This is a genomic window from Allobosea sp. BK604 (assembly GCF_004341515.1).
In the GTDB taxonomy this organism is placed as follows: Bacteria; Pseudomonadota; Alphaproteobacteria; order Rhizobiales; family Beijerinckiaceae; genus Allobosea.
In genome coordinates this window covers 176,993-198,366 of the sequence record NZ_SLZF01000012.1, presented here as the reverse complement: position 1 = coordinate 198,366, position 21,374 = coordinate 176,993, and the positions used below count along the sequence as shown (strand labels likewise).

The window sequence follows — 21,374 nt, the reverse complement described above, 5'->3', positions numbered from 1 at the left end:
ACGCATATCTCGCATCTGCGAAGGCCTCTTCTCGCAAGTGCGAAGGCGTATCACTTAAGTCTTACAAGAGAACGAGGAAGCGACCGGGACTGTCCTTCGTTTGCTGAGGAGATGGACCTGTGACCTATGTGTTGAATTCGACTGCCGGTTTCGCCGCCGACAAGCCGGCCAACCTCAAGGGCCTGAGCTTCTGGCAGCGGATATTCGCCGCGATGATCGAGAGCCGCCGCCGCTCGGCTCTGCGCGAGCTTCGCGCCTATTCCCACCTCATCAAGGAGGCGGAACTGGTGCTCGGTGATGCGCAAGACAAACCCGCCTCGCTTCCCTTCAACCGCTGAATTCCGGCTGGCCTTCGGGCTCGCCACCTAACCCTGGGACAAAGACCATGATCGCCATCATCAAGCACATCGTCGAATGGGTCGTCGAGACCGTCGAATTCACCTCGCTCGTTTGGGACGAGGCCCGCGCGCTTCAGAGCGAAGCGGAGCAGAAGTACGGCCATCTGGGCTTCTGAGCCACGTGCTCGAAGCCTGAAGATCCCGGTGGGATCGTCTGGCCTATGACAGGCGGCGCGCTCTCGGAGCTGCGCCGCCTTTTTTCATGACCAATGTCGCCCAGCCCTCGCGTAGCGACTGGCGGGCGAGATAGACGCCCTGGTGCCGGTAGACCGAGAGCACGCCGGCGACGTCCATGGCGAGCAGCCCGGACAGGATCAGTGTGCCGTCACGCGAGAGCACGTGCGTGATCGCGGGTGCCAGGCGCTTCAGCGGCCCCGCCAGGATATTGGCGAAGACGAGGTCGAAATGGCCCCGCCGGTTCGCCTTGGCATGGCGCAGGCCCGGCGCGACATAAAGATCGAGCGCGTGAGGAGCGTGGTTGACGCGGGCGTTATGCGCGGCGACCTCGACCGCGAGCGGGTCGATATCGCCGGCGACGACGCGCTGCCTGGTCTGCTTGGCCAATGCGAGCGCCAGGATGCCCGTGCCGGTGCCGACATCGAGCCCGTAGCGCGGGCGACGCTGCTTCAGTTCGGCATCAAGGGCGAGCAGGCAGCCGGCGGTGGTGCCGTGATGGCCAGTGCCGAAGGCGAGCGCCGCCTCGATCTCGATCGCGACGTCGTTGACCCTGATCGCCTCTCGGTCATGCGCGCCGTGGACGAGCACGCGCCCGGCGCGGACCGGCTGCAGGCCGTCCAGGCTGGCGGCGACCCAATCCTTCTGGTTCACCGTGGTGAAAGGCGTGGAATCGATGACCTCGCCGACGATCGGCCGCAGCATGTCGCGCACGGCATCCTCGTCGGGATGCGCTGCGAAATAGATCTCGACCTTCCAGGGCGCGTTGAGCGAGAGGGTGGTGACGCCCTGCTCGATCTCGAAGGCGGAGATCGCGGTTTCCGTGGGGTCGAAGACCTCGCCCAGGAGTTCGGTCAGCGCGCGCGCCTTGTCGCCGCTGGTGGAGAGTTCGAGCACGGTCGCGACCGTGGCGGGGAGAAGGCCTTCGCGCATGCGGGCGGCTTAGCAGGGGCGCGGGCGAATGTCATTCGCAGACCGCCTGATAGGTCCAGCAGCATGGTCGCCTCGCGTGGCAATGCGACCCACGCTGGCGAAGTCCCAAGCAGTCTCCTACGCTGTCGATCTGGCCCCCAGGGGACGCTCCCATGCTCTCGCATGTCAATGTCGGCACGAATGATTTTGCGAAGTCGCTGCCATTCTACTCGGCCCTGCTGACCGAGCTTGGCCACCGCCTGCGCTTCCACGAAGAGGGTAGATGGGCCGGCTGGCAGCAGAAGCAGGGCGGGCGCCCGCTCTTCATCCTGTCCAGGCCTTTCGATGGCGAAGCGGCCGCCGTCGGCAACGGCCAGATGATTGCCCTCCTGGCCAGCGACCGGGCAACGGTCGATCGCTGCCATGCCTCGGCTCTGGCGCATGGCGGGAGCTGCGAGGGGCCGCCGGGCCTACGGCCGCATTATCACGCCGATTATTACGGGGCGTATTTCCGCGACCCCGAGGGCAACAAGCTCTGCGTCTGCTGCCATGAGGCGGAGTAGGCGGCGTGCCTCAGGCCGCCGCCGCCGACTGATCCAGCACCTTGGTCAGGAAAACACGGGCCGCACCGGTGCTGGGTGCGACCTCGCCCATCACTGTCCAGCCATGGCGCTTGTAGAAATCGGGAGCCTGGAAGCTGACCGTGTAGAGCACGCCGGCGCTGCAGCCGCGGGCACGTGCCTCATCCTCGGCCATCTTGAGGATATGGCTGCCCAGGCCGGAGCGACGCAGCTCCTTCGGCAGATAGAACAGGTCGATGAAGAGCAGGCCCATCGAGGTGCGCCCGAGCAGGCCCCCGATTGGCGCGCCGTCCTCGCCCTTGATCGCGATCGTGAGCGGCTTGCGGTCACGCGCGCCGCCCATCTCACCATTGTAGCTGCTGAGCCCATCGGAGATCACTGCCTGGAGGGCGGAATCGGCGGTGTCGGAAAGGGCTAGGGTGAAGCCAGTCATGAATGGAGATCCTCGGCTCGCCAAGGCAGGCGATGCGAGGCTCATAGTCGATCAATCAAAAGCCCGTATCGCCGCGGCAGGCATGCCGGGACTGCCACGAGCGGATACGTGAGCTATCTCAGAACCACCCCTTCGCAGCGAAGCTGGCTGCTTCCCGCCTCAAAGCGGCGGCGGTTGCCGTGGCGCATGTTCTTGCTACCAGCGCAGCAGCCATTGGCCTTGTGCGGCTTGCAAAGCAGGCAGCCTGCGCGGGAACTCTTCGGGCGTTTTCGCTTGTGGTGCATCGGCATCCTCCGCCTGCAACCATAGCGCGTTCCATCGCCTGGAGAAATACGCCTTTACCCCGCCTTTTGCACGAACGAGTCCAGCACCATCTTCCGGCCGGCCTTGTCGAAATCCACCGTCAGCTTGTTGCCGTCGACGCTCGCCACCGAGCCGGGGCCGAACTTGACGTGGAAGACGCGGGCGCCCGTGTCGAAGGCGGAACTGCCTGTCGATTTGGCGGTGAGCTCGCCCTCGATCAGCATCGGGCCACGAGTGCGGCCACCGCCTTGGCCGAAGCCGCCGCGGCCACCGTCCGAGAAGCCGCCGCCGGAGCCGAACTTGGCCTTGTTCTCCTGTGCGCGCTGCCAGCCGGGCGTCTGGTAGGAGGAGCCAAAGCTTTCCATCCGGTCGAAGCGCGAGGACGCGTAGCCGCCCTGGCTGTAGACGGACGGTGCCTGCACCACCTCGACATGGTCCTCCGGCAGCTCGTCGACGAAGCGGCTCGGCAGGCTCGATTGCCAGAGGCCGTGGATGCGGCGGTTCGAGGCGAAATAGAGCTTCAGGCGCTTGCGGGCGCGGGTGAGGCCGACATGCGCGAGGCGACGCTCCTCCTCAAGCCCGGCGCGGCCGTTCTCGTCGAGGGCGCGCTGGCTCGGGAACAATCCTTCCTCCCAGCCAGGCAGGAAGACCGTGTCGAATTCCAGCCCCTTGGCGGCGTGCAGCGTCATGATCGAGACGCGCGCCCCGGCATCGCCGCCATCGGCGTCCATCACCAGCGAGACGTGCTCGAGGAAGGCCGGCAGGTCGGGAAACTCGTCGAGCGAGCGCACGAGTTCCTTGAGGTTCTCGAGCCGCCCGGCGGCATCGGCCGAGCGATCCTTCTGCCACATCTCGGTATAGCCGCTCTCCTCCAGCACCAGCTCGGCGAGCTCGCCCTGCTTCATGTGCTCGGCGCGTCCGCTCCAGCGGGCGAAGGCCTCGACCAGCTCGCGGAGCGCCGTGCGGGCCTTGGGCTTCAGCTCCTCGGTCTCGACCACGGCGCGGGCCGATTGCAGCAGCGAGAAGCCGGTGGCGCGGGCATGGTTGTGCAGCAGCTGGATCGTGGCGTCGCCGAGGCCGCGCTTCGGCACGTTGACGATGCGCTCGAAGGCGAGGTCGTCGGTCTGGCTGACGACGCAGCGCAGATAGGCCATGGCGTCGCGGATTTCGGCGCGCTCGTAGAAGCGCGGGCCGCCAATGACGCGATAGGGTACGCCGACATGGACGAAGCGCTCCTCGATCTCGCGCATCTGCGCGGAGATGCGCACGAGCACGGCGACCTCGGCGAGGTTCTCGCCCTTGGACTGCATCGCCTCGATCTCGTCGCTGATCAGGCGCGCCTCTTCCTGGCTGTCCCAGGCGCCGGTGAGCGTGACCTTCTCGCCGAGCTCGTCCTCGGTGCGCAGCGTCTTGCCGAGCCGGCCCTGGTTGCGGGCGATCAGCTTCGAGGCGGCGGCGAGGATATGGCCGGTCGAGCGGTAGTTGCGCTCCAGCCGGATCACGGTCGCGCCCGGGAAGTCGTGCTCGAAGCGCAGGATGTTATCCACTTCCGCGCCGCGCCAGCCATAGATCGACTGGTCGTCGTCGCCGACGCAGGCGATGTTGCGCCGGCCCTGCGCCAGGAGCCGCAGCCAGAGATATTGCGCCGTATTGGTATCCTGATACTCGTCGACCAGGATATAGCGGAAACGCTCGTGATAATGAGCCAGCACGTCGGCATGCTCGCGGAAGAGCGAGAGGCAGTGCAGCAGCAGGTCGCCGAAATCGACGGCGTTCAGCGTCTTCAGCCGGTCCTGATAGGCGGCGTAGAGCTTGCCGCCCTTGCCGTTGGCGAAGACGGCGGCCTCGCCCGCTGGCACGTCCTTGGGGGCCAGCCCGCGATTCTTCCAGGAGTCGATGAAGCCCGCCAGCATCCGGCCCGGCCAGCGCTTCTCGTCGATGCCCTCGGCCGTGATCACCTGCTTCATCAGGCGGATCTGATCGTCGGTGTCGAGGATGGTGAAGTCCGAGCGCAGATCCAGCAACTCGGCATGACGGCGCAGGATCTTTGCCGAGATCGAGTGGAAGGTGCCGAGCCAAGGCATGCCCTCGGCGACCGGGCCGACGAGGTTTGCGACGCGCTCCTTCATCTCGCGGGCGGCCTTGTTGGTGAAGGTCACCGATAGGATCTGCGAGGGATAGGCGCGGTTGGTCGCGATCAGATGGGCGATGCGGGTGGTCAGCACGCGGGTCTTGCCGGTGCCGGCGCCGGCGAGCACGAGAACCGGTCCGTCCGTCGCCTCGACCGCCTGGCGCTGTTCAGGGTTCAGGCCCGCGAGGTAGGGCGTGGCCTGCTGCGCAGCGGCGCGCGCGGCCAATCCGCCGGGGCGGGGCAGGGGGGCTGAAGTGGTGGTTTCGTCGCTCAAAGCTTCGGGTCGCTGATCGTGATTCGTTCTATCTGCAATATAGGGTGGTGCGGCGCAATTTGCTGGATACGCCTGATCGGCGTTGAATGCGCGCAGGATCGTCAGGATGCGCCGCGATGAATGTGGATATCGTTCCCCGCTATGCCACCCCCGAGGCGACGAACCAGGTTCCGATACTCGCCGATTACGACGCCTTCGGGGCCGACCCGGTCCTCGCGGAGGCTATCGCGGTCTTCGATGCCGATTGGGCAAGCGAGCGGCTGCACGAGGCCGGGCGCACGGTTGGCTCGGCAGGGGTGCAGGAACTGGCGCGGCTCGCCAACCGCCATACGCCCGAGCTCAGGGCTTTCGATCGCTTCGGCAACCGCATCGACCAGATCGAGTTCCACCCTGCCTGGCACGAGCTGATGGAGCTCGCCATCGGCCAGGAGACGCATGCGCTGGCCTGGAACCGACCGGCCCCCGGCGCGCAGGTCGCGCGAGCGGCGCTCTCCTATCTCTGGAGCCAGGGCGAGAGCGGCATCTGCTGCCCGATCAGCATGACCTATGCCGCGATCCCGGTCCTCCGGCAGGAGCCCGACCTGTGGGCGCAATGGGGCAGGCTGATCTCGTCCAACCGCTACGACCGGCGCCAGATGCCGGCCATGGGCAAGACGGGCGTGACCGTCGGCACGGCGATGACCGAGAAGCAGGGTGGCTCGGACCTGCGCCAGACACAGACGGTCGCCGAGGATAATGGCGACGGCACCTGGTCGCTGACCGGGCATAAATGGTTCTTCTCGGTGCCGCATTCCGACCTGTTCCTGACCTTGGCGCGGACCCAGGAGGGCATTTCCTGCTTCGTCGTGCCGGGCTGGCTGCCGGATGGGTCGCGCAACGGCGTCGCGATCCAGCGGCTCAAGGATAAGTGCGGCAACCGCTCGAATGCCTCTTCCGAGGTCGAGTTCCGCGGTGCGATCGGGCATATGATCGGCGAGCCGGGCCGTGGGCTGCGCACCGGCCTGTCAATGAACCAGGGCTCGCGGCTCGATATCGCGGCGGCATCGGCCGGGCAGATGCGGCTTGCGGTTTCGCTGGCGGCCCATCACGCCCAGCACCGGCGCGCCTTCCAGCGGGCGCTGATCGATCAGCCGATCATGCAGAACGTGATCGCCGACCTTGCGATCGAGGCCGAGGCCGCGGGCTGGCTCGCCTTCCGGCTCTTCGCGGCGGTGGATCGGCAGAGGGAAAGCGAGAGCGAAAGGCTGTTGGCGCGGATCGGTGCGCCGATCGCGAAATACTGGGTGGCGAAGCGGACGCCGGCCGTGGTGGTCGAGGCGCTCGAATGCCATGGCGGCAATGGTTTCATCGAAGAGAATCCGATGGCGCGGCTTTATCGCGAGGCGCCGCTCAACAGCGTCTGGGAGGGCTCGGGCAACGTGATTTGCCTGGACGTGCTGCGCTCGCTGGAGCGCGAGCCCGACTCGTTGCCGGCACTGCTCGACGAGATGCGCGAGGCGGAGGGTGAGGACCGGCGCTACGATTCCGCGTTGGCGGGTATCGAGGGCGAGCTTGCCGAGATGGCGCGCGACGAGGGCCAGGCGAGACGGCTGGTCGAGCGGCTGGCGGTCATGCTGCAGGCCTCTCTGCTGCTGCGCCATGCGCCGAATGCGGTGGCCGACGCGTTCATCGCGACCCGGCTGGAAGGGCGATGGGCTGGGCATTTCGGCGATTTGCCGGGTTCGGTCGATGCGGGGGCATTGGCGAGGAGGGCGGTGCCGGCCACGTAAGAGGGCCTTCCCCTCCCTAGAGCATTTCCGCGTTTCTTCGAATCGCGAAAATTCTCTATCTACTTGTTTTGACGCATTTTCTTCACGCGAACCGGTATCCACTTCGCTCGAAAATGCTCTAGGACCCGTCGAAGGCGGGATGATATCTGACTTCGCCTTTGGGCGGCGTGCCTGCGAGAAGGAGCCGCTGGAGATATTCCGGCGGAACATCCCCGTATCCAAGTCCGGGATCGCTGCTGAAGCCGAAGCGCCGGTAGAAGGCCGGGTCGCCAAGGACGATGCAGCCGTCCGTCTTCAGCTCGCGCAGTCGCTCAAGCGCCGCCTGGACCAGGGCGGTCCCAATTCCCTTCGACTGATGTTCGGGAGCGACGGAGACAGGGCCGAGCCCGAACCAGCGTTCTTCCCGCCCGTCGATGCGAACCGGGGACACGGCGACATGGCCGGCGATCGAGCCGCTCTCGGTCGCGACCAGGGAAACCGTAAGGGCGCCGGCATGACGCAGCGCCTCGACGATCTTCGCTTCCGTACCGCTTGAATGCGCGGCTGCGCGAAACGCCCTGGTCGTCACGTCGGCGATGGCATCAGCATCGCCGACATCTTCAGTGCGGATTTCCATCTGACGGCTTTGCGGATGAGGCGGCTCAGGCCGCTTTCTCCTCCGGCTCGAAATCCATCGCCACGCCGTTCATGCAGTAGCGCAGGCCGCTCGGCGGCGGGCCGTCGGGGAAGACATGGCCGAGATGGCCGCCGCAATTGGCGCAATGGACCTCGACACGGCGCATGCCGTAGCTGTTGTCCTCGGTGGTCTCGACCGCGCCTTCGAGCGGCTGGTCGAAGCTCGGCCAGCCGGTGCCGCTTTCGAACTTGGTGCCCGCCTTGAACAGCGGATTGGCGCAGCCGGCGCAGGAGAAGGTGCCGGCGCGCTTCTCATAATTGAGAGCGCAGGAGCCGGGCCGCTCGGTGCCGTGGCCGCGCAACACCTGATACTGCTCCGGCGTCAGCTTCGCGCGCCATTCGGCGTCGGTGAGCTTGAACGGGAAATCCTCGGTCTTCGCCTTGCCGCCGCCGAACATGTCCATCAGGCCCATGGTCAATCTCCTGTTCCGTTCGCGCCCGAATATGGGGAGCGAACAGCCTATTCGTCAGCCCCATCACGAAGGTTTCATGCCACCGTTGCATGGCCGGGAGAGGTTGATCGTCTCGCTCGTCACCCAACCGTCATCCGACTCCTCTAGTCGGCTCGCAATTCGCAACGAGCCGCGCGAGGCACGAGTGACGCAAACGGCACGCACGGTCCGGCGCACGACCACCATCGGATTGACCACTGCGGTCCACCGCAGCAAGCCGCTCTCCCGGGCGGGCGTGCTGGAACGCATGTTCACGGTCGCCTTTTCCGGGCTGGTCTATCCGCAGATCTGGGAGGACCCGGTCGTCGACATGGAGGCGCTCGACCTGCGCTCATCCGACCATGTCGTCGCGATCGCGTCCGGCTCCTGCAACATCCTGTCCTATCTCACCGGCGATCCGGCGAAGATCAGCGCGATCGACCTCAACGGCGCTCATATCGCGCTCGGCAAGCTCAAGATCGCAGCGCTCGGCAGCCTGACGCGACACGAGGATTTCCTGCGCTTCTTCGGGCAGGCGCAGTCGAAGGACAATGTCGCCCTCTACGACAAGGTGATCGCGCCGAGGCTCGATTCCGTCTCGCGCGGCTATTGGGAGGCGCGGAGCCTGACAGGGCGGCGGCGCATCGACGCCTTCGCCAGGAATTTCTACCGCTACGGCCTGCTCGGCCGCTTCATCGGCGCCGGCCATTTCCTTGGTCGTGCCCTCGGCTACGATCCACGGGTCATGCTCCAGGCGCGCGACATGGCGGAGCAACGTGCGCTGTTCGACAAGCATCTGGCGCCGGTCTTCGAGAAGAAGCTGGTGCGCTGGCTGATCCGCCAGCCGGCCTCGCTCTATGGGCTCGGCATCCCCCCGGCGCAGTACAAGGCGCTCGCCGCCGATAGCGACGACGGCATCAAGGCCGTGCTCCACCACCGGCTGGAGCGGCTCGCCTGCGGCTTCGACCTGAAGCAGAATTATTTCGCCCGCCAGGCCTTCGGCCGAGGGTATGAGAGCGGGCCGGACGCCTCGCTGCCGCCCTATCTGGAGCGGCGCAATTTCGAGGTGGTGCGCGCGCGTGCCAACAGGGTGGGCTATCATCAGAGCGCGATCACCGCTTTCCTCGAAGGGCGGGCGGCCGAGAGCTGTGACGCCTATGTCCTGCTCGATGCGCAGGACTGGATGAATGATGCCGATCTCACCGCGCTGTGGACGCAGATCACGCGCACGGCCAAGCCGGGCGCGCGCGTGATCTTCCGGACCGCTGCCGATGAGCGTCTGCTGCCGGGGCGCATCCCCGACGCGGTCCTCGACCAGTGGACCTATGAGGAAGCGCGCAGCCGCGAGCTCGGCGAGCGCGACCGCTCCTCGATCTACGGTGCCTTCCATCTCTACCGGTTGGCGAGGGCGGCGGCGTGAGCGCGGCCGCGCGAAGCGGCGAAGCCGCCGGTCTGATGGACCGGATGTACCGCCACCAGCGCCATATCTACGATGCCAGCCGCAAGTTCTACCTGCTCGGGCGGGACGGCATGATCGCGGCGCTCGATCCGCCGCTCGGCGGCAGCGTGCTCGAGATCGGCTGTGGCACCGGCCGCAACCTGATCAAGCTGGCGCAGACCTATCCGAATGCGGTCTGCTATGGGCTCGACGTTTCCGAGGAGATGCTGGTGACGGCGCGGCGCAATGTCGAGCGTGCCGGCCTGTCACATCGGATCACGCTGGCTCAAGCCGACGCCACCGCCTTCGATCCGCAGGTCCTGTTCGGCCTCGGCGGCTTCGACCGGATCGTGATCTCCTACGCGCTCTCGATGATCCCGCCCTGGCAGGGCGTCGTGGCACAGGCGCTCAGGACGCTCGCGCCGGACGGTTCGCTGCATATCGTCGATTTCGGCGACCAGGCGGGGCTGCCCGGCCCGTTCAAGGCAGTGCTCAACCGCTGGCTGACGCTTTTTCACGTCACGCCGCGACCTGATCTCGGCGAAACGCTCGACGCTTTGGCGCGGGCCGAAGGCGTGCGCGCGAGAACGACGCGTCTCTATCGCGGCTATGCCGTCCATGCCGTGGCGGAGCGCGGCGTAGCCTGACCTGCACGCTCAGCTGACGGTCACTCCCTTCCAGAAGGCGACGCGGTTCTTGATCTCGGCGGCAGCCGGCTGCGGATCGGCATAATACCACGCCGCATCCTTGTTCTCGGCCCCATCGACGACGATCGAGTGATAGTTCGCGGTGCCCTTCCAGGGGCAGATCGAGGTGGTCTCGCTCGGCTTGAAATACTCGCCCCGGATCGTCTCGCGCGGGAAATAATGGTTCCCCTCGATGACGACCGTGTCGTCGGATTCAGCGAGCACCGCGCCGTTCCAGACTGCCTTGACCATGATGGTTGCTCCGGTGATCTGATCACCGGAGATAGGGACTGGCCGCCCGTTCCGACAGGGCGGCTCGCGCCGCCCTCAATGTCGGGTCTCGGCCTCGCGCTCGCCGCTCATGCTTTCGATGGTGATGGCGGTCTTTTTGGGCATGCCGATCATGCGGCCGATCGTCGCCGGCAACGGCATCATGCCATGGGCCGCCTTCATCAGCGCCAGATTGGCGAGGATGTCGGCCGGGAAGGGCGTGACCTTGCGGCTCGTCGTATCGACATGGAGCGACAGGTTCTCGCTCGTCGCCGCGAGCCAGCCCTCGCTGGCATGGCGCATCTCGAGATAATAGTGCAGGCGCTTCTCGTCGAAGGCGATGAGCTGGGCGGTGACGCGCACCACATCGCCCTCGGTCAGCTCACGCTTGTAGAGGATGTGGCACTCGGCCGCGAAGAACGCAGCGTGGCGCGTCTCGACATAGTCCTGGCTCATGCCGACGAGCGAGAAGACCTCGTCGACGGCGCGATCGAACAGGACATGGTAATAGGCCATGTTGAGATGGCCGTTATAGTCGATCCATTGCGGCTCGACCCGCATGGCGGACGAGACGAATGGAGCGAAGAACAGCGCCGGAGCGCGGATATCGTCTTTCATGGCCGCCTCCCTTTCGCTGTCACACGAGCGGTACGGCCCCCGCTCGCGCTCTTCAGATCCGATGAAGACGCCAGATGGTTAAGAAACCATCGCGTTTCACCTGATGCCTTTAATCCATGTGTCAGGCGAATCTCGCCGCCGACCATGACGAGCCGCACAGAAGCAGCCCGATACGACTTAAGAGCATGACAATGTCCGAAAAGCGGTTCCCACTTTTCGCGCACATGCTCTAGGGTCGACCTCACTTAATTCAACCGCTTAAGAAGCCAACCAGTTCCAAGTTAAGCGCCTCGTCCGGAAAATGACAATGAGCCTGCCTGTCACAGCCTTTCATGCCGCCTCCGCTTCCGCCGCAACCCTGCCGCCGTCTCCAGAGGCGATTTCAGCTGTGATCGGCGCGCTCGCTGCCAGCTTCGGCAACCGCCTCGTCACCAGCCAGGCGGTGCGCCACCAGCACGGCCATACGCTGACCTGGATTCCGACGCAGGCACCGGATGCGGTGGTCTATCCGCAGAGCACCGACGAGGTGTCCGAGATCGTCAAGCTCTGCGCCAAGCATGGCGTGCCGGTCATCGCCTTTGGCACCGGCACCTCGCTCGAAGGCCATGTCAACGCGCCCTTCGGCGGTGTCACGGTCGATCTCTCGCAGATGAAGCGGATCGTTGCCGTCCATGCCGAGGATCTCGACGTCACCGTCGAGGCCGGCGTCACCCGCAAGGAGCTGAACGAGCACCTGCGTGACCAGGGCCTGTTCTTCCCGATCGACCCCGGCGCCGACGCTTCGCTCGGCGGCATGGCGGCGACGCGCGCCTCCGGCACCAACGCGGTGCGCTACGGCACGATGAAGGAGAATGTGCTGGCGCTGACCGCGGTCATGGCCGATGGCTCGGTCGTCACGACGGCGAGCCGGGCGCGCAAGTCCTCGGCCGGCTATGATCTCACCCGCTTGCTGGTCGGCTCGGAAGGCACGCTCGGCATCATTACCGAGGTCACGGTCAAGCTGCACGGCATTCCCGAGGCGATCTCGGCCGGCGTCTGCCCGTTCCCCTCGGTCCAGGCCGCCTGCGACGCGACGATCGTCACCATCCAGTCTGGCCTGCCGGTGGCGCGCATCGAATTGCTCGACGACGTCATGATCCGCGGCGTCAACATCCATTCCAAGCTCGGCCTGCCGGAGACGACGATGCTCTTCGTCGAGTTCCACGGTTCGGAAGTCGGGGTGAAGGAACAGGCGGAGCGCTTCGGCGAGATTGCGGCCGAATATGGCGGCGGCCCGTTCGACTGGGCGACCAAGGCGGAGGATCGCTCCAAGCTGTGGCAGGCCCGCCACGACGCCTATTGGGCGGCCCGCGCGCTGCGGCCCGGCACGGAATCGGTCGCGACCGATGTCTGCGTGCCGATCTCGCGGCTGGCCGAATGCGTCGAGGAGACCAAGCGCGACATCGAGGAAAGCGGGCTGATCGCGCCGATCGCGGGCCATGTCGGCGACGGCAATTTCCACACGCAGCCGCTGGTCGACCTGGACAACGAGGACGAGGTCGAGCGTTGCCGCGCCTTCATCGACCGCCTGGTCAAGCGGGCGCTGGCGATGGACGGCACCTGCACCGGCGAGCACGGCGTTGGCCAGAAGAAGATCAAATATCTCGAACTCGAGCATAGCGCCGCCACGCTCGATGTGATGCGGCTGCTGAAACGTTCGCTCGATCCGCAGAACATCCTGAATCCGGGCAAGATCATTGCCTTGTGACATCAAAGCGTCTTGCGGCAGGGGTTCAGGGACAGGAATGTCGTGATCTCGCCGCGACTTGCCGGCAAGATCGGGACACCGCCGACAAGAGGGATAGTGCCGCAAGGTGCGTGAGAGTCTGACAGTTCTGGCCGGGCTTTTGGTGCTGACGCTGCTTGCAGCGCTGATCGGCCCGGGCTTTGTCGACTGGCGCGTCTACCGGCAGGAATTCGAGACGAGGCTGACAACCGCCCTCGGTATCGAGACCAAGGTAGCGGGCAATATCGGCATGCGCCTTTTGCCCTCGCCGCGGCTGACGCTCGGCGATGTGCATTTCGGCGAGGCCAATGGCGCGGCGAGCTCGGCGACGGCGGAGCAGATCACGGTCGAGCTGGCGCTGGCGGCCCTGGCGCGCGGCGAGTTCCGCTTCGCGGATGCCGAGATCGAGGGCGCGACGCTTGCACTCGTCGCCGATGAGAGCGGCGCCGTGCTGCTGCCGCGCCGGGTCGGCGCCGGCCTACCCCTGCAGACCAGCCTCGACCGCCTGAGCGTACGCCGCTCGGCCGTGCTCTGGCATGAGCGCGGCAAGGAACCGGTGACGCTGTCGCCGATCTCCGCCGAGGTTTCAGCCGTCAGCCTGGCCGGGCCCTGGCGCGTCGACGGCGAGGTGGCAGGCACGTCGCTGAGACTCTCGACCGGCGAGACCGAGGCCGATGGTCGGCTGCGCGCCAAGGCGTCGATCACGGGAGAAGAGGCGCAGGTCGGCTTCGACGGCTATTTCCAGCTGCCAAGCAGCAATGGCAGCGTCAGGCCCGGGCTGGACGGCTCGTTCTCGCTCGCCCCCGGCGGTGCAGTCAGCCTTTCCGGGCGCGTCAGCGGCAGCAATCGCCAGCTCGATCTCAGCAGCCTGATCGTCGATATCGCCGGCGGCGCGGCGCGGCTGGAGGGCGAGGGCCAGTTCCTGCCGGTCGCGGGCACCGGCTCGGTCGCGCTCAGGGCGCGACGGCTCGATGCCGATGCGCTGGTCGTGGCGCTAAGCGAACGCGCCGGCTTCGAGCGCGGCCTGCGCGGCTTGCCGGGCGCGATCGATCTGGGCCTCGATCTCGACCAGGTGATCTGGCGCGGCGAGGATTTTTCGGCTGCGGCCTTGCGCGGCACCCTGACCGATGAGGGGCTGAGAAATACCTCGGCTTCGGTGCGCGTGGCCGGAGCCCTGATCGGCGCCAGCGGCGCGGTCGATGCGAATGGTTTGCGGGGCAAGCTCAATCTCAAGGCCGAGGATGCGCGCCGCGTCGCGCTTGTCCTGGCGCGGGCCGGGCTCGATCCAGCGCTGGCCGATATGATCGCTGCGCTCGGGAAGATCGATGCCGAGGCGGTCGGCGATTGGGCGCCCGGGCGATTGCAGTTCGAGCGCGCGACCATTGCCGGGGCCTCGGGCTTGCGGCTCGACGGGGGCGGGGAGATCGCGGCCGAGCGGCTGAACGCGAAGCTGACCGTGCAGGGGCTCGACCTCAACACCTTGCCGCCGGGCGAGAGCTTTGCGGGGCTGATCGGCAGGCGCGACCTTTCGCTCGATCTCACCTTGAACGGCGCGCGCTATCGCAATGCGCCGCCCGGCTCGGCCAAGCTCGACCTGCGCCGCGAAGGCGCGAGCTGGCGGCTGAGCCGCTTCTCGATCGATGGTTTCGGCGGCGTCGCGGTCGCCGGATCGGGCGCGCTCCTGCCGGAGGGCGGCGAGATCGCCGGCCGCATCCGGGCGCCGCGCTTCGAGACGCTCGCCGCGCTCGCCGGGCCGCTCCTGCCCGAGAGCGTCCGGCAGGCGCTGACCCGGGTCGGCGAAGGATTGTCGCGGCTCGACGCGAATTATCGTCTGACGCGGGCGCCGGCCGGCGACACGGCGCTGACGCTCGATGGCGCCGCGCAAGCGGGCAAGCTCGCTCTGAACGCCCGGCTCGATGCCGGCGGCAGCTGGAGCGGTGCCGATTTCCGCGTCGACCTCAACGATCGCCGCCAGGTCTTCACGGCGTTTGGTCTGCCGGCGCCGCAGCTCGGCGGGCCCGGCCAATTCAACCTGGCGAAGGCGCAGAACCGGCTTTCGGGTTCGCTGGCGGGGCCGGGGCTGTCGGTCGCGCTCGACGATGATGCGACTGCTGCACCGCGCCTGACCGTACAGGCCGACCGGCCCGGGCAGATCCTGTCCGAGGGCCCGGCCCGCCTCCTGCCTGATGCGGTGCTCGACGCCAATGGTCGCGCCCGCTTCTCGGCCGACCAGATCGCCCTCGACGAGCTCGTCGCCAATATCGGCAATACCAGCGCGCGCGGCTCGCTCGTCCTGCCGCGGGAAGGGGCCGTGACCGGCAAGCTCGCCCTGCAGCGCGCCGATCTGCGCTCCGTGCTCGGGGCTTCGCTCGGCACCGCTGGGCCCGCGGCGGGCGTGCTCTGGTCCAGCGCCCGCTTCAGCCCCGTCGCCGTGCTCGGAGATCTTGCGGTGACCGTCGAGACACCGTCGCTGCGCGTCAGCGACACGATCGAGCTGCGCGATGCCAGCTTCGAGCTGAAAGCGGATGCCGATGGGCTCAAGCTCGACAAGCTCGCCGGCTCCTATGGTGGCGGCAAGGTCTCCGGGCATCTCGCGACGCGGCGCGAGGGTGGGTTGGCGCAGGTTTCGGGCGGCGTCACGCTGGCCCAGGTCGATCTTGCGGGCCTGACCGGCGGCGCATTCCTCGGCAAGGTTTCCGGCCGTTTCGAAGCCGGCGGCTCCGGCGAGAGCCCCGCGCGGCTGGTCGCAGGCCTGGGTGGCGCGGGCTCGCTGAACTTCATCGGCGCGAGCCTCGTGAAATTCGACCCGAGCGGCTATGCCCGCGTCATCGCGGCGACCGGAGAGGACGCGTCGGAGAGCGAGAGCGCGCGCCTGCAGGACAGGCTGGGCGCGGCGCTGGACCAGGGCGCCTGGCAGCTCGGTGATGTCACGCTCGGCTTCACCTTGGCCGGCGGCATCGTGCGGCTCGCGCCGCTGACGATCGAGCGCGCACAATTGCGGGCTGAGGCGAGCGGGCTCATCGATCTGCGCTCGCTCAGCGCCGATCTTCGCCTTGGCCTGCGGCCGCTCGGGACGATGCCGAAGGGCTGGACGGTCCAGACCCCGCCCGTGCTCGGTATTGCCTGGCGCGGCCCGCTCAGCGGCCTGCGGCGCGAGGCCGATGTCAGCGCCTTCTCGAATGCGGTCGCGGCGCGGGCGCTGGCGCGCGAGATCGAGCGGGTCGAGGCTTTCGAGGCCGATGCGCGCGAGCGGGCGATGAATTCGCGCCGGCTGCGGGCGGAGCGTGAGATGCGCGAGAACGAACGCAAGCTTGGCGAGTTCCTCAAGGCCCAGGAAGAGCGTCGCATCGCCGAGGAGAAGCGCGCCGAAGAGGAGCGCAAAGCGCAGGAGGTGCGCCGCCTGGCCGAAGAGAAGCGGGTCGAGGACGAGCGCCGGGCGCTCGAAGCGCGGATCCAGGAGGAGACGCGTCGGGCCCAGGAAGCGCAGCGCCAGGAAGAGGCTCGCCGGATGGAGGAGATGCGCCGCCGCATCGAGGCGGAGGAGCGGGCGCGGGCGACCGCCGAGCGTGCCGCCGCCCAGCAGCCCGGGCCGCTGATCCTGCAGGGCGCGCCGCGCGAGAATTTTCCTGATCAGGTCTTCCGGCCGCCTCCGCCGGGCCAGAACCCGCCGCCGCTCGCCCCACCGGTGGAGATCGAGTCGGTGCCGCGTCCGCTCTCGCGCACGCCGCTGCCGAACTGATTCAACCGCTTGCAATCCAGATTCAGGTGCTTGCCGGTCCGATGCAAGAAACCGCGACAAGCCGCTGTTATGGTTTATTTTTCGTGAATTGACAGGTCGCGCGCCGCTGCGCGGACGCTCATGTCGCCGCAGCCAGCCGCTGATAATGCGCCAGCACGTGCAGGCGGAGCGCCGAGGAGAGATTGGCCTCGCCGCGGCGCGAATCGACCTCGGCGACCAGCGCGGCGAGGGTGACGCCCTCCGTGCTCGCGATTTCCTTCAGGGCGCTCCAGAAGGGCTCTTCCAGCGAGATGCTGGTGCGGTGGCCGGCAATGGCAAGGGAGTGCTTGCGCTCGCGCCTCACCGCGCCGGCTCGTCATCGTCCGCGGTGGACAGGCGATGGCCTTCGAGCGTGCGGGTCGCCTTCTTGCGCTCGGCTTCGGTCAGGCTGCGCTCGGCCTTGCTGCGGCCGAAGCTGATGCGGTTCTGCTCGGCCTGCTTCTCGGCGGCGGCGCGGTCGCGCTGCTTGCGGGCACGCCGGAGATTGATGATCTCGGCCATGCGGCTGGCCCTCGCTCAGGTCGGGCCGAGCATATGCTCGGGCTTGACCGTGCGATCGAACAACTCAGCGTCGACGCCGGCCCTCACCGCTTCCTCGCGCAGGGTCGTGCCGTTGTGATGGGCCGACTTGGCGATATTGGCGGCCTTGTCATAGCCGATCGCCGGGGCGAGCGCGGTGACCAGCATCAGCGAGTTCGAGAGCAGCTCCGCGAGCCGGTCCTCATTCGCCTCGATGCCCTCGACGCAATTGACGCGGAAGCTCTCGGCGGCGTCGGCGAGCAGCCGGACCGATTGCAGGAAGGCGGCGATGATCACCGGCTTGAAGACGTTGAGCTCGAAATGGCCTTGGCTGGCGGCGAAGCCGATCGTCGCCTGGTTGCCGAGCACCTGCGTCGCCACCATGGTCAGCGCCTCGGCCTGGGTCGGATTGACCTTGCCGGGCATGATCGAGGAGCCCGGTTCGTTCTCCGGCAAGCTGATCTCGCCGAGGCCGGAGCGGGGGCCGGAGCCCATCAGGCGGATGTCGTTGGCGATCTTGAACAGGTCCATGGCGAGCGCATTGAGCGCGCCATGGGCGGCGGTGAGGGCGCCGTGGCTCGCCAGCGCCTCGAACATGTTGCCAGCCGGGCGGAAGGGCAGGCCGGTCAGCGATGCGACCTCCCTCGCGAAGAAGGCGGCGAAATCGCGATGGGTGTTCAAGCCCGTGCCGACCGCCGTGCCGCCCTGGGCCAGCGCATAGAGCCCGCCGAGCGAGGCTTCGATCCGGCCGATGCCGAGATGGAGCTGCATGGCGTAGCCGGAGAATTCCTGGCCGAGCGTGACCGGCGTCGCATCCTGGAGATGGGTGCGGCCGATCTTGACCAGGTTGGAGAAATGCTCGGCCTTGAGCTGCAGCGCCTGCTCGAGCTTTCGTAGCGAGGGCAGGAGGCCACGCGAGATCTCGATGGTGGCGGCGATATGCATCGCGGTCGGGAAGCAGTCGTTGGAGGACTGGCCGCGATTGACCTGGTCGTTGGGGTGGACCGGGCTCTTGGCGCCGAGCCCTGCACCGAGGATCTCGTTGGCGCGGTTCGCCAGCACCTCGTTGACGTTCATGTTGGTCTGGGTGCCCGAGCCGGTCTGCCAGATGACGAGCGGGAAATGCGCGTCGAAACGGCCGGCAAGCGCCTCGTCGGCAGCCTGGCCGATGGCGCCGGCGACGCGCTGCTCGATCAGCCCGAGCCGCGCATTGACATGGGCCGCGGCCTTCTTGACCAGCACCAGCGCATGGACCAGCGGCAGCGGCATGCGCTCGCTCGGGCCGCCGATGCGGAAATTCTCCAGGGAGCGCTGGGTCTGGGCGCCCCAGTAGCGATCGGCGGAAACAGAGATGGGGCCGAAGGAATCGGTTTCTGTGCGGGTATCCGACATGGCGGCTGTCAGGTCTTCTTGCGGAAAGCGTCGAGGCTCACGACCTGCGCGCCGGCGCCCTCATCGGTCTCGGCTGCGGGCTCGGCGCCTTTCGCGGGGGCCTTTTCGGCAGCTTCGGCCGCCGCTCCCGCGTTCTTGCCCTTGGATGCCGGCGCGCTCGGCGTCGCAGCCTTCGAGGGCAGGGCGAGGGGGGCCGGCGGGGCGACGCTGGGTTCGGAGCCGGCGCCGCGCGGCGACTTGGCGGCCGGCTGCGGCTGGTCGCTGTTGGAGGCCTCGTCCGGTACGTCCTGCGTCTCGAACTTCAGGCCGAACTGCACGGACGGGTCGAAGAAGGTGGTGACCGCGTCGAAGGGTACGAGCAGCCGCTCCGGCACGCCGGAGAAGGAGAGGCCGACCTCGAAGGAATGCTCGCTGACGTTGAGATCCCAGAACTGGTGCTGCAGCACGATCGTCATCTCGTCCGGATGCTTGTCGCGCAGCCGCTGGGAGAGGCGCACGCCCGGCGCCGTGGTGCGGAAGGTGATGTAGAAATGATGCTCGCCCGGCAGGCCGTCGCGGCCGGCCTCGGTCAGGATCTTGCGCACGACGCCTTTGAGTGCCTCCTGCACCATGAGGTCGTAGCGAAGAATATCCTTGGTCATCGTTTCGATTGTTCCCGTATCCGCTTCGGCGTCAAGGCCGGGCAAGCCCGCAGAAAGAAGTGGAGGCTTCTGTTGCCAGGCGCCTCCGAGCCCCGCCTTACGCGGCTAAGCGCAAGGGCTTTGGTTTGGGAACCAGCACCGCATTACGCGGCGACAGCAACCCGAGCATTGTTGTCGTTGGCAACTATGCTTTTGGCCCGATAACGGCGGAACCATGCCGAGCAAAAGAACGACCTTTACACCCTCGTCGATCCTATTTCGCCCCCGCCGGAACCCGCCTGCGAGAGGCTGACGGGCTCTGGTGGAGGCGCCGGGTACCGCCCCCGGGTCCGAAAGGCTTATTCCGACGTCCGTTTATCGCCATAGCCGTTCTTGCGAGCGGCAAACCGAATATAGGCACTGAGCGCGCGCGGGGAAAGAGAGCTTGTCGCTCGCCGGCGAAGATCGTCGATTTCGCTCCGGATATCCCCGGTTTTGAGGTTCAGCGGCTGACCTTGCCGCTATGGGCATCGATATCCAGCGCCAATTCACCATCTTCGTCGTCGCGCCCGGCAATCTCCCAGCGACCGCCGGCGAGCGCGATCTCCTCGATCCGGACGATGCCGTAGTCCCAGGCGATGCGCCGCGCCTGGCGTTCATCGATTCGGATGTGAGACGGCTTCGCGATCTGGGTCGGCTCTCCAGCGGTGGAGGGCGTGGTCGGGGCTACTGAAGCAAGGACAATGAAGCTGAGACTGGCAATGCTTCCGATCATCATGGGGGCGGGGCTCCGTTGTGGCCGCCGCCATAAGCCGCCGAATTGCGGCAGGGGTTCGGCCGGGGCGTGGCCGGCGCCATCACGCCTTTTCGCATTCCTGTGAGAGGTGCGAGATCTCAGCGCTCCGGCGCCTGATGGAGCCCAACTCCGGCGCAAACCAGGGCGATTCCGACGATTTCAGCCGCACTCGGCCATTGCCGCAGCACCAGCGCTCCGACGAGCGCGGCGGTGACCGGCAGCAGGCTCAGGAGCAGCGCGAAGGTCGCGCGGCAGGCGGGGCATGGCAAGCTGGTCACAGATATAGGGAATCACCGACGAGCAGAGGCCGACGCACCCAGTTCGACGTGGACCGCTCGCTGTCCACGCGTTGCCAGCAAACACCGAGGGGGATAGTCAGGTTCACGATTGTCAGGCTCGTCCTGTCAATCCTCGAGGAGGCGGCGCGTGAACCGAAGGCATCCGGAATACCAGTATCTCGACCTCCTTTCCGATGTTCTGGAACGAGGCGACAAGCGAATCGACCGTACGGGCGTCGGCACGCGGTCGATCTTCGGGGCCATGGCGCGTTTCGACCTCTCGGACGGAACGGTGCCGATCCTCACAACCAAGCGCGTTTTCTGGAAGACGGCGGTGAAGGAGATGCTCTGGTTCTTGACCGGGCAGACCAACATTCAGCCGCTGGTCCGCGAGAATGTGCGGATCTGGACCGATTGGCCGCTCGCTACCTACCGCCGCGAGACGGGCGAGGACATCAGCCAGACGGATTTCGAGCGGCGTATCGCCGAGGACGATGCCTTTGCAGCGCGCTGGGGCGATTTGGGGCCCGTGTACGGCAAGCAGTGGCGGCGGTGGCTGGGCGCTGACGGCCGTGAGCACGATCAGATCGCAGATCTGATCAGCAGTCTTCGCAACAATCCTTCCAGCCGTCGAATGCTGTTCCACGGCTGGAATGTCGCTGAATTAAGCCAAATGGCGCTTCCGCCCTGTCATATGGTCTACCAATATCATGTCACGTCTGACGGGCGGTTGAATTCTCTGTGCTTCCAGAGATCGGCGGACATGCTTCTCGGGGTGGGCTTCAACTGGGTCAACTGCTGCGCCCTGCAACTGATGATAGCGCAGCAAGCAGGATTGAAGCTGGGCGACTTCGTTTGGTTCGGCGGGGACGTCCATCTCTACTTGAACCATCTCGACCAGGCTCAGGAGCAGCTGTCACGCGAGCCTCGTCCATTCCCGAAAATGCGCCTGACGCGGCAGGCCGCCAGCATCGACGACTACCGGATCGAGGACTTCGAGGTGGAGGGCTATTCGCCACACGCCGTCATCAAGGCGGATGTCGCGGTCTGAGTTCGATGGTACGGCCCAACCGAGAGGTTCTCGCCCTGCCGCGGGTCGCTCGAGAGCCGGAGAGACATGATGTCGCTCATGG

21 protein-coding genes, 1 other RNA gene and 1 pseudogene are annotated in these 21,374 nt (G+C 66.8%); 9 read left to right on the top strand and 14 right to left on the bottom strand.

Annotated elements, in window-relative coordinates; genetic code table 11:
• Window positions 1-119 precede the first annotated feature (119 nt).
• Window positions 120-338 carry a hypothetical protein gene (locus EV560_RS30700; protein ID WP_131859650.1) on the top strand — a complete coding sequence of 73 codons (219 nt, stop codon included), beginning with the start codon at window positions 120-122 and terminating at the stop codon, window positions 336-338.
• Window positions 339-385: 47 nt separating this feature from the next.
• On the top strand, window positions 386-514 hold the full coding sequence (locus EV560_RS36745; protein ID WP_282568885.1) for a hypothetical protein: 129 nt from the start codon (window positions 386-388) through the stop codon (window positions 512-514).
• A gap of 43 nt (window positions 515-557) precedes the next feature.
• Here the strand turns inward: EV560_RS36745 and EV560_RS30695 are convergent, their stop codons facing one another.
• Window positions 558-1,505, bottom strand: coding sequence for a 50S ribosomal protein L11 methyltransferase (locus tag EV560_RS30695; RefSeq protein ID WP_131859649.1), 948 nt, complete (start codon window positions 1,503-1,505; stop codon window positions 558-560).
• Window positions 1,506-1,657: 152 nt separating this feature from the next.
• Here EV560_RS30695 and EV560_RS30690 point away from each other — a divergent pair, with 152 nt between their 5' ends.
• Window positions 1,658-2,047, top strand: a complete 390-nt coding sequence (locus EV560_RS30690) for a VOC family protein (RefSeq protein WP_131859648.1) — start codon at window positions 1,658-1,660, stop codon at window positions 2,045-2,047.
• 10 nt (window positions 2,048-2,057) lie between these two features.
• On the opposite strand, the gene EV560_RS30685 is transcribed toward EV560_RS30690, so the two are convergent.
• On the bottom strand, window positions 2,058-2,498 hold the full coding sequence (locus EV560_RS30685; RefSeq protein WP_131859647.1) for a GNAT family N-acetyltransferase: 441 nt from the start codon (window positions 2,496-2,498) through the stop codon (window positions 2,058-2,060).
• 338 nt (window positions 2,499-2,836) lie between these two features.
• Window positions 2,837-5,206 (bottom strand): ATP-dependent helicase, encoded by a 2,370-nt coding sequence (locus EV560_RS30680; RefSeq protein WP_465247054.1) that lies wholly within the window; start codon window positions 5,204-5,206, stop codon window positions 2,837-2,839.
• A gap of 116 nt (window positions 5,207-5,322) precedes the next feature.
• Here EV560_RS30680 and EV560_RS30675 point away from each other — a divergent pair, with 116 nt between their 5' ends.
• Complete coding sequence (locus EV560_RS30675) at window positions 5,323-6,975, top strand: acyl-CoA dehydrogenase family protein (RefSeq protein ID WP_131859645.1); 1,653 nt, start codon at window positions 5,323-5,325, stop codon at window positions 6,973-6,975.
• Window positions 6,976-7,093: 118 nt separating this feature from the next.
• On the opposite strand, the gene EV560_RS30670 is transcribed toward EV560_RS30675, so the two are convergent.
• Together EV560_RS30670 and msrB are read right to left on the bottom strand one after the other, a co-directional pair.
• On the bottom strand, window positions 7,094-7,591 hold the full coding sequence (locus EV560_RS30670; RefSeq protein ID WP_131859644.1) for a GNAT family N-acetyltransferase: 498 nt from the start codon (window positions 7,589-7,591) through the stop codon (window positions 7,094-7,096).
• Window positions 7,592-7,616: 25 nt separating this feature from the next.
• Window positions 7,617-8,054, bottom strand: a complete 438-nt coding sequence (msrB, locus tag EV560_RS30665; RefSeq protein ID WP_248312287.1) for a peptide-methionine (R)-S-oxide reductase MsrB — start codon at window positions 8,052-8,054, stop codon at window positions 7,617-7,619.
• A gap of 193 nt (window positions 8,055-8,247) precedes the next feature.
• Between msrB and EV560_RS30660 the strand changes: the two genes are divergently transcribed.
• Window positions 8,248-9,501, top strand: coding sequence for a BtaA family protein (locus EV560_RS30660; RefSeq protein WP_248312279.1), 1,254 nt, complete (start codon window positions 8,248-8,250; stop codon window positions 9,499-9,501).
• Window positions 9,502-9,536: 35 nt separating this feature from the next.
• Entirely contained in the window at window positions 9,537-10,166 is a 630-nt protein-coding gene (locus EV560_RS30655) for a class I SAM-dependent methyltransferase (RefSeq protein ID WP_465247058.1), read from the top strand.
• Window positions 10,167-10,175: 9 nt separating this feature from the next.
• On the opposite strand, the gene EV560_RS30650 is transcribed toward EV560_RS30655, so the two are convergent.
• Both EV560_RS30650 and EV560_RS30645 read right to left on the bottom strand, forming a co-directional pair.
• Window positions 10,176-10,457: a DUF427 domain-containing protein gene (locus EV560_RS30650; RefSeq protein WP_131859643.1), complete on the bottom strand. Its 282-nt coding sequence runs from the start codon at window positions 10,455-10,457 to the stop codon at window positions 10,176-10,178.
• 75 nt (window positions 10,458-10,532) lie between these two features.
• Complete coding sequence (locus EV560_RS30645; protein WP_131859642.1) at window positions 10,533-11,093, bottom strand: thioesterase family protein; 561 nt, start codon at window positions 11,091-11,093, stop codon at window positions 10,533-10,535.
• Window positions 11,094-11,400: 307 nt separating this feature from the next.
• Between EV560_RS30645 and EV560_RS30640 the strand changes: the two genes are divergently transcribed.
• Together EV560_RS30640 and EV560_RS30635 are read left to right on the top strand one after the other, a co-directional pair.
• The gene (locus EV560_RS30640; RefSeq protein ID WP_131859641.1) at window positions 11,401-12,840 is read left to right on the top strand and encodes an FAD-binding oxidoreductase; all 1,440 of its coding nucleotides are present in this window, start codon (window positions 11,401-11,403) and stop codon (window positions 12,838-12,840) included.
• A 106-nt stretch (window positions 12,841-12,946) separates the two neighbouring features.
• On the top strand, window positions 12,947-16,597 hold the full coding sequence (locus tag EV560_RS30635; protein ID WP_131859640.1) for an AsmA family protein: 3,651 nt from the start codon (window positions 12,947-12,949) through the stop codon (window positions 16,595-16,597).
• Window positions 16,598-16,715: 118 nt separating this feature from the next.
• Here EV560_RS30635 and EV560_RS30630 read toward each other — a convergent pair whose 3' ends face one another.
• The 7 genes and pseudogenes from EV560_RS30630 to EV560_RS30600 form a co-directional block, all read right to left on the bottom strand.
• On the bottom strand, window positions 16,716-16,940 hold the full coding sequence (locus EV560_RS30630; protein ID WP_131859639.1) for a ribbon-helix-helix domain-containing protein: 225 nt from the start codon (window positions 16,938-16,940) through the stop codon (window positions 16,716-16,718).
• Window positions 16,937-17,137, bottom strand: a complete 201-nt coding sequence (locus EV560_RS30625; protein ID WP_131859638.1) for a DUF4169 family protein — start codon at window positions 17,135-17,137, stop codon at window positions 16,937-16,939. Before EV560_RS30625 ends, EV560_RS30630 begins: the two co-directional genes overlap by 4 nt.
• Window positions 17,138-17,152: 15 nt before the next feature.
• Entirely contained in the window at window positions 17,153-18,547 is a 1,395-nt protein-coding gene (gene fumC / locus EV560_RS30620) for a class II fumarate hydratase (protein ID WP_131859637.1), read from the bottom strand.
• A gap of 8 nt (window positions 18,548-18,555) precedes the next feature.
• On the bottom strand, window positions 18,556-19,188 hold the full coding sequence (locus EV560_RS30615) for an SspB family protein (protein WP_131859636.1): 633 nt from the start codon (window positions 19,186-19,188) through the stop codon (window positions 18,556-18,558).
• Window positions 19,189-19,246: 58 nt separating this feature from the next.
• Window positions 19,247-19,610, bottom strand: a transfer-messenger RNA (tmRNA) gene (gene ssrA, locus EV560_RS30610).
• Window positions 19,611-19,669: 59 nt separating this feature from the next.
• A complete protein-coding gene (locus tag EV560_RS30605) occupies window positions 19,670-19,945 on the bottom strand; it encodes a PepSY domain-containing protein (RefSeq protein ID WP_131859635.1) in 276 nt (91 codons plus the stop codon).
• A gap of 116 nt (window positions 19,946-20,061) precedes the next feature.
• Window positions 20,062-20,275: pseudogene (locus EV560_RS30600) on the bottom strand (EamA family transporter); the annotation flags it as partial.
• 114 nt (window positions 20,276-20,389) lie between these two features.
• Between EV560_RS30600 and EV560_RS30595 the strand changes: the two are divergent.
• Window positions 20,390-21,292 carry a thymidylate synthase gene (locus EV560_RS30595; RefSeq protein WP_131859634.1) on the top strand — a complete coding sequence of 301 codons (903 nt, stop codon included), beginning with the start codon at window positions 20,390-20,392 and terminating at the stop codon, window positions 21,290-21,292.
• Window positions 21,293-21,374: the final 82 nt, after the last annotated feature.

Excerpts from the sequence above, each read along its gene's own strand:
- EV560_RS36745 (WP_282568885.1), top strand. The coding sequence starts at position 386 with ATGATCGCCATCATCAAGCACATCGTCGAATGGGTCGTCGAGACCGTC.
- EV560_RS30695 (WP_131859649.1), bottom strand. The coding sequence starts at position 1,505 with ATGCGCGAAGGCCTTCTCCCCGCCACGGTCGCGACCGTGCTCGAACTC.
- EV560_RS30690 (WP_131859648.1), top strand. The coding sequence starts at position 1,658 with ATGCTCTCGCATGTCAATGTCGGCACGAATGATTTTGCGAAGTCGCTG.
- EV560_RS30685 (WP_131859647.1), bottom strand. The coding sequence starts at position 2,498 with ATGACTGGCTTCACCCTAGCCCTTTCCGACACCGCCGATTCCGCCCTC.
- EV560_RS30675 (WP_131859645.1), top strand. The coding sequence starts at position 5,323 with ATGAATGTGGATATCGTTCCCCGCTATGCCACCCCCGAGGCGACGAAC.
- EV560_RS30670 (WP_131859644.1), bottom strand. The coding sequence starts at position 7,591 with ATGGAAATCCGCACTGAAGATGTCGGCGATGCTGATGCCATCGCCGAC.
- msrB (WP_248312287.1), bottom strand. The coding sequence starts at position 8,054 with ATGGACATGTTCGGCGGCGGCAAGGCGAAGACCGAGGATTTCCCGTTC.
- EV560_RS30655 (WP_465247058.1), top strand. The coding sequence starts at position 9,537 with ATGGACCGGATGTACCGCCACCAGCGCCATATCTACGATGCCAGCCGC.
- EV560_RS30650 (WP_131859643.1), bottom strand. The coding sequence starts at position 10,457 with ATGGTCAAGGCAGTCTGGAACGGCGCGGTGCTCGCTGAATCCGACGAC.
- EV560_RS30645 (WP_131859642.1), bottom strand. The coding sequence starts at position 11,093 with ATGAAAGACGATATCCGCGCTCCGGCGCTGTTCTTCGCTCCATTCGTC.
- EV560_RS30640 (WP_131859641.1), top strand. The coding sequence starts at position 11,401 with ATGAGCCTGCCTGTCACAGCCTTTCATGCCGCCTCCGCTTCCGCCGCA.
- EV560_RS30625 (WP_131859638.1), bottom strand. The coding sequence starts at position 17,137 with ATGGCCGAGATCATCAATCTCCGGCGTGCCCGCAAGCAGCGCGACCGC.
- fumC (WP_131859637.1), bottom strand. The coding sequence starts at position 18,547 with ATGTCGGATACCCGCACAGAAACCGATTCCTTCGGCCCCATCTCTGTT.
- EV560_RS30615 (WP_131859636.1), bottom strand. The coding sequence starts at position 19,188 with ATGACCAAGGATATTCTTCGCTACGACCTCATGGTGCAGGAGGCACTC.
- EV560_RS30605 (WP_131859635.1), bottom strand. The coding sequence starts at position 19,945 with ATGATGATCGGAAGCATTGCCAGTCTCAGCTTCATTGTCCTTGCTTCA.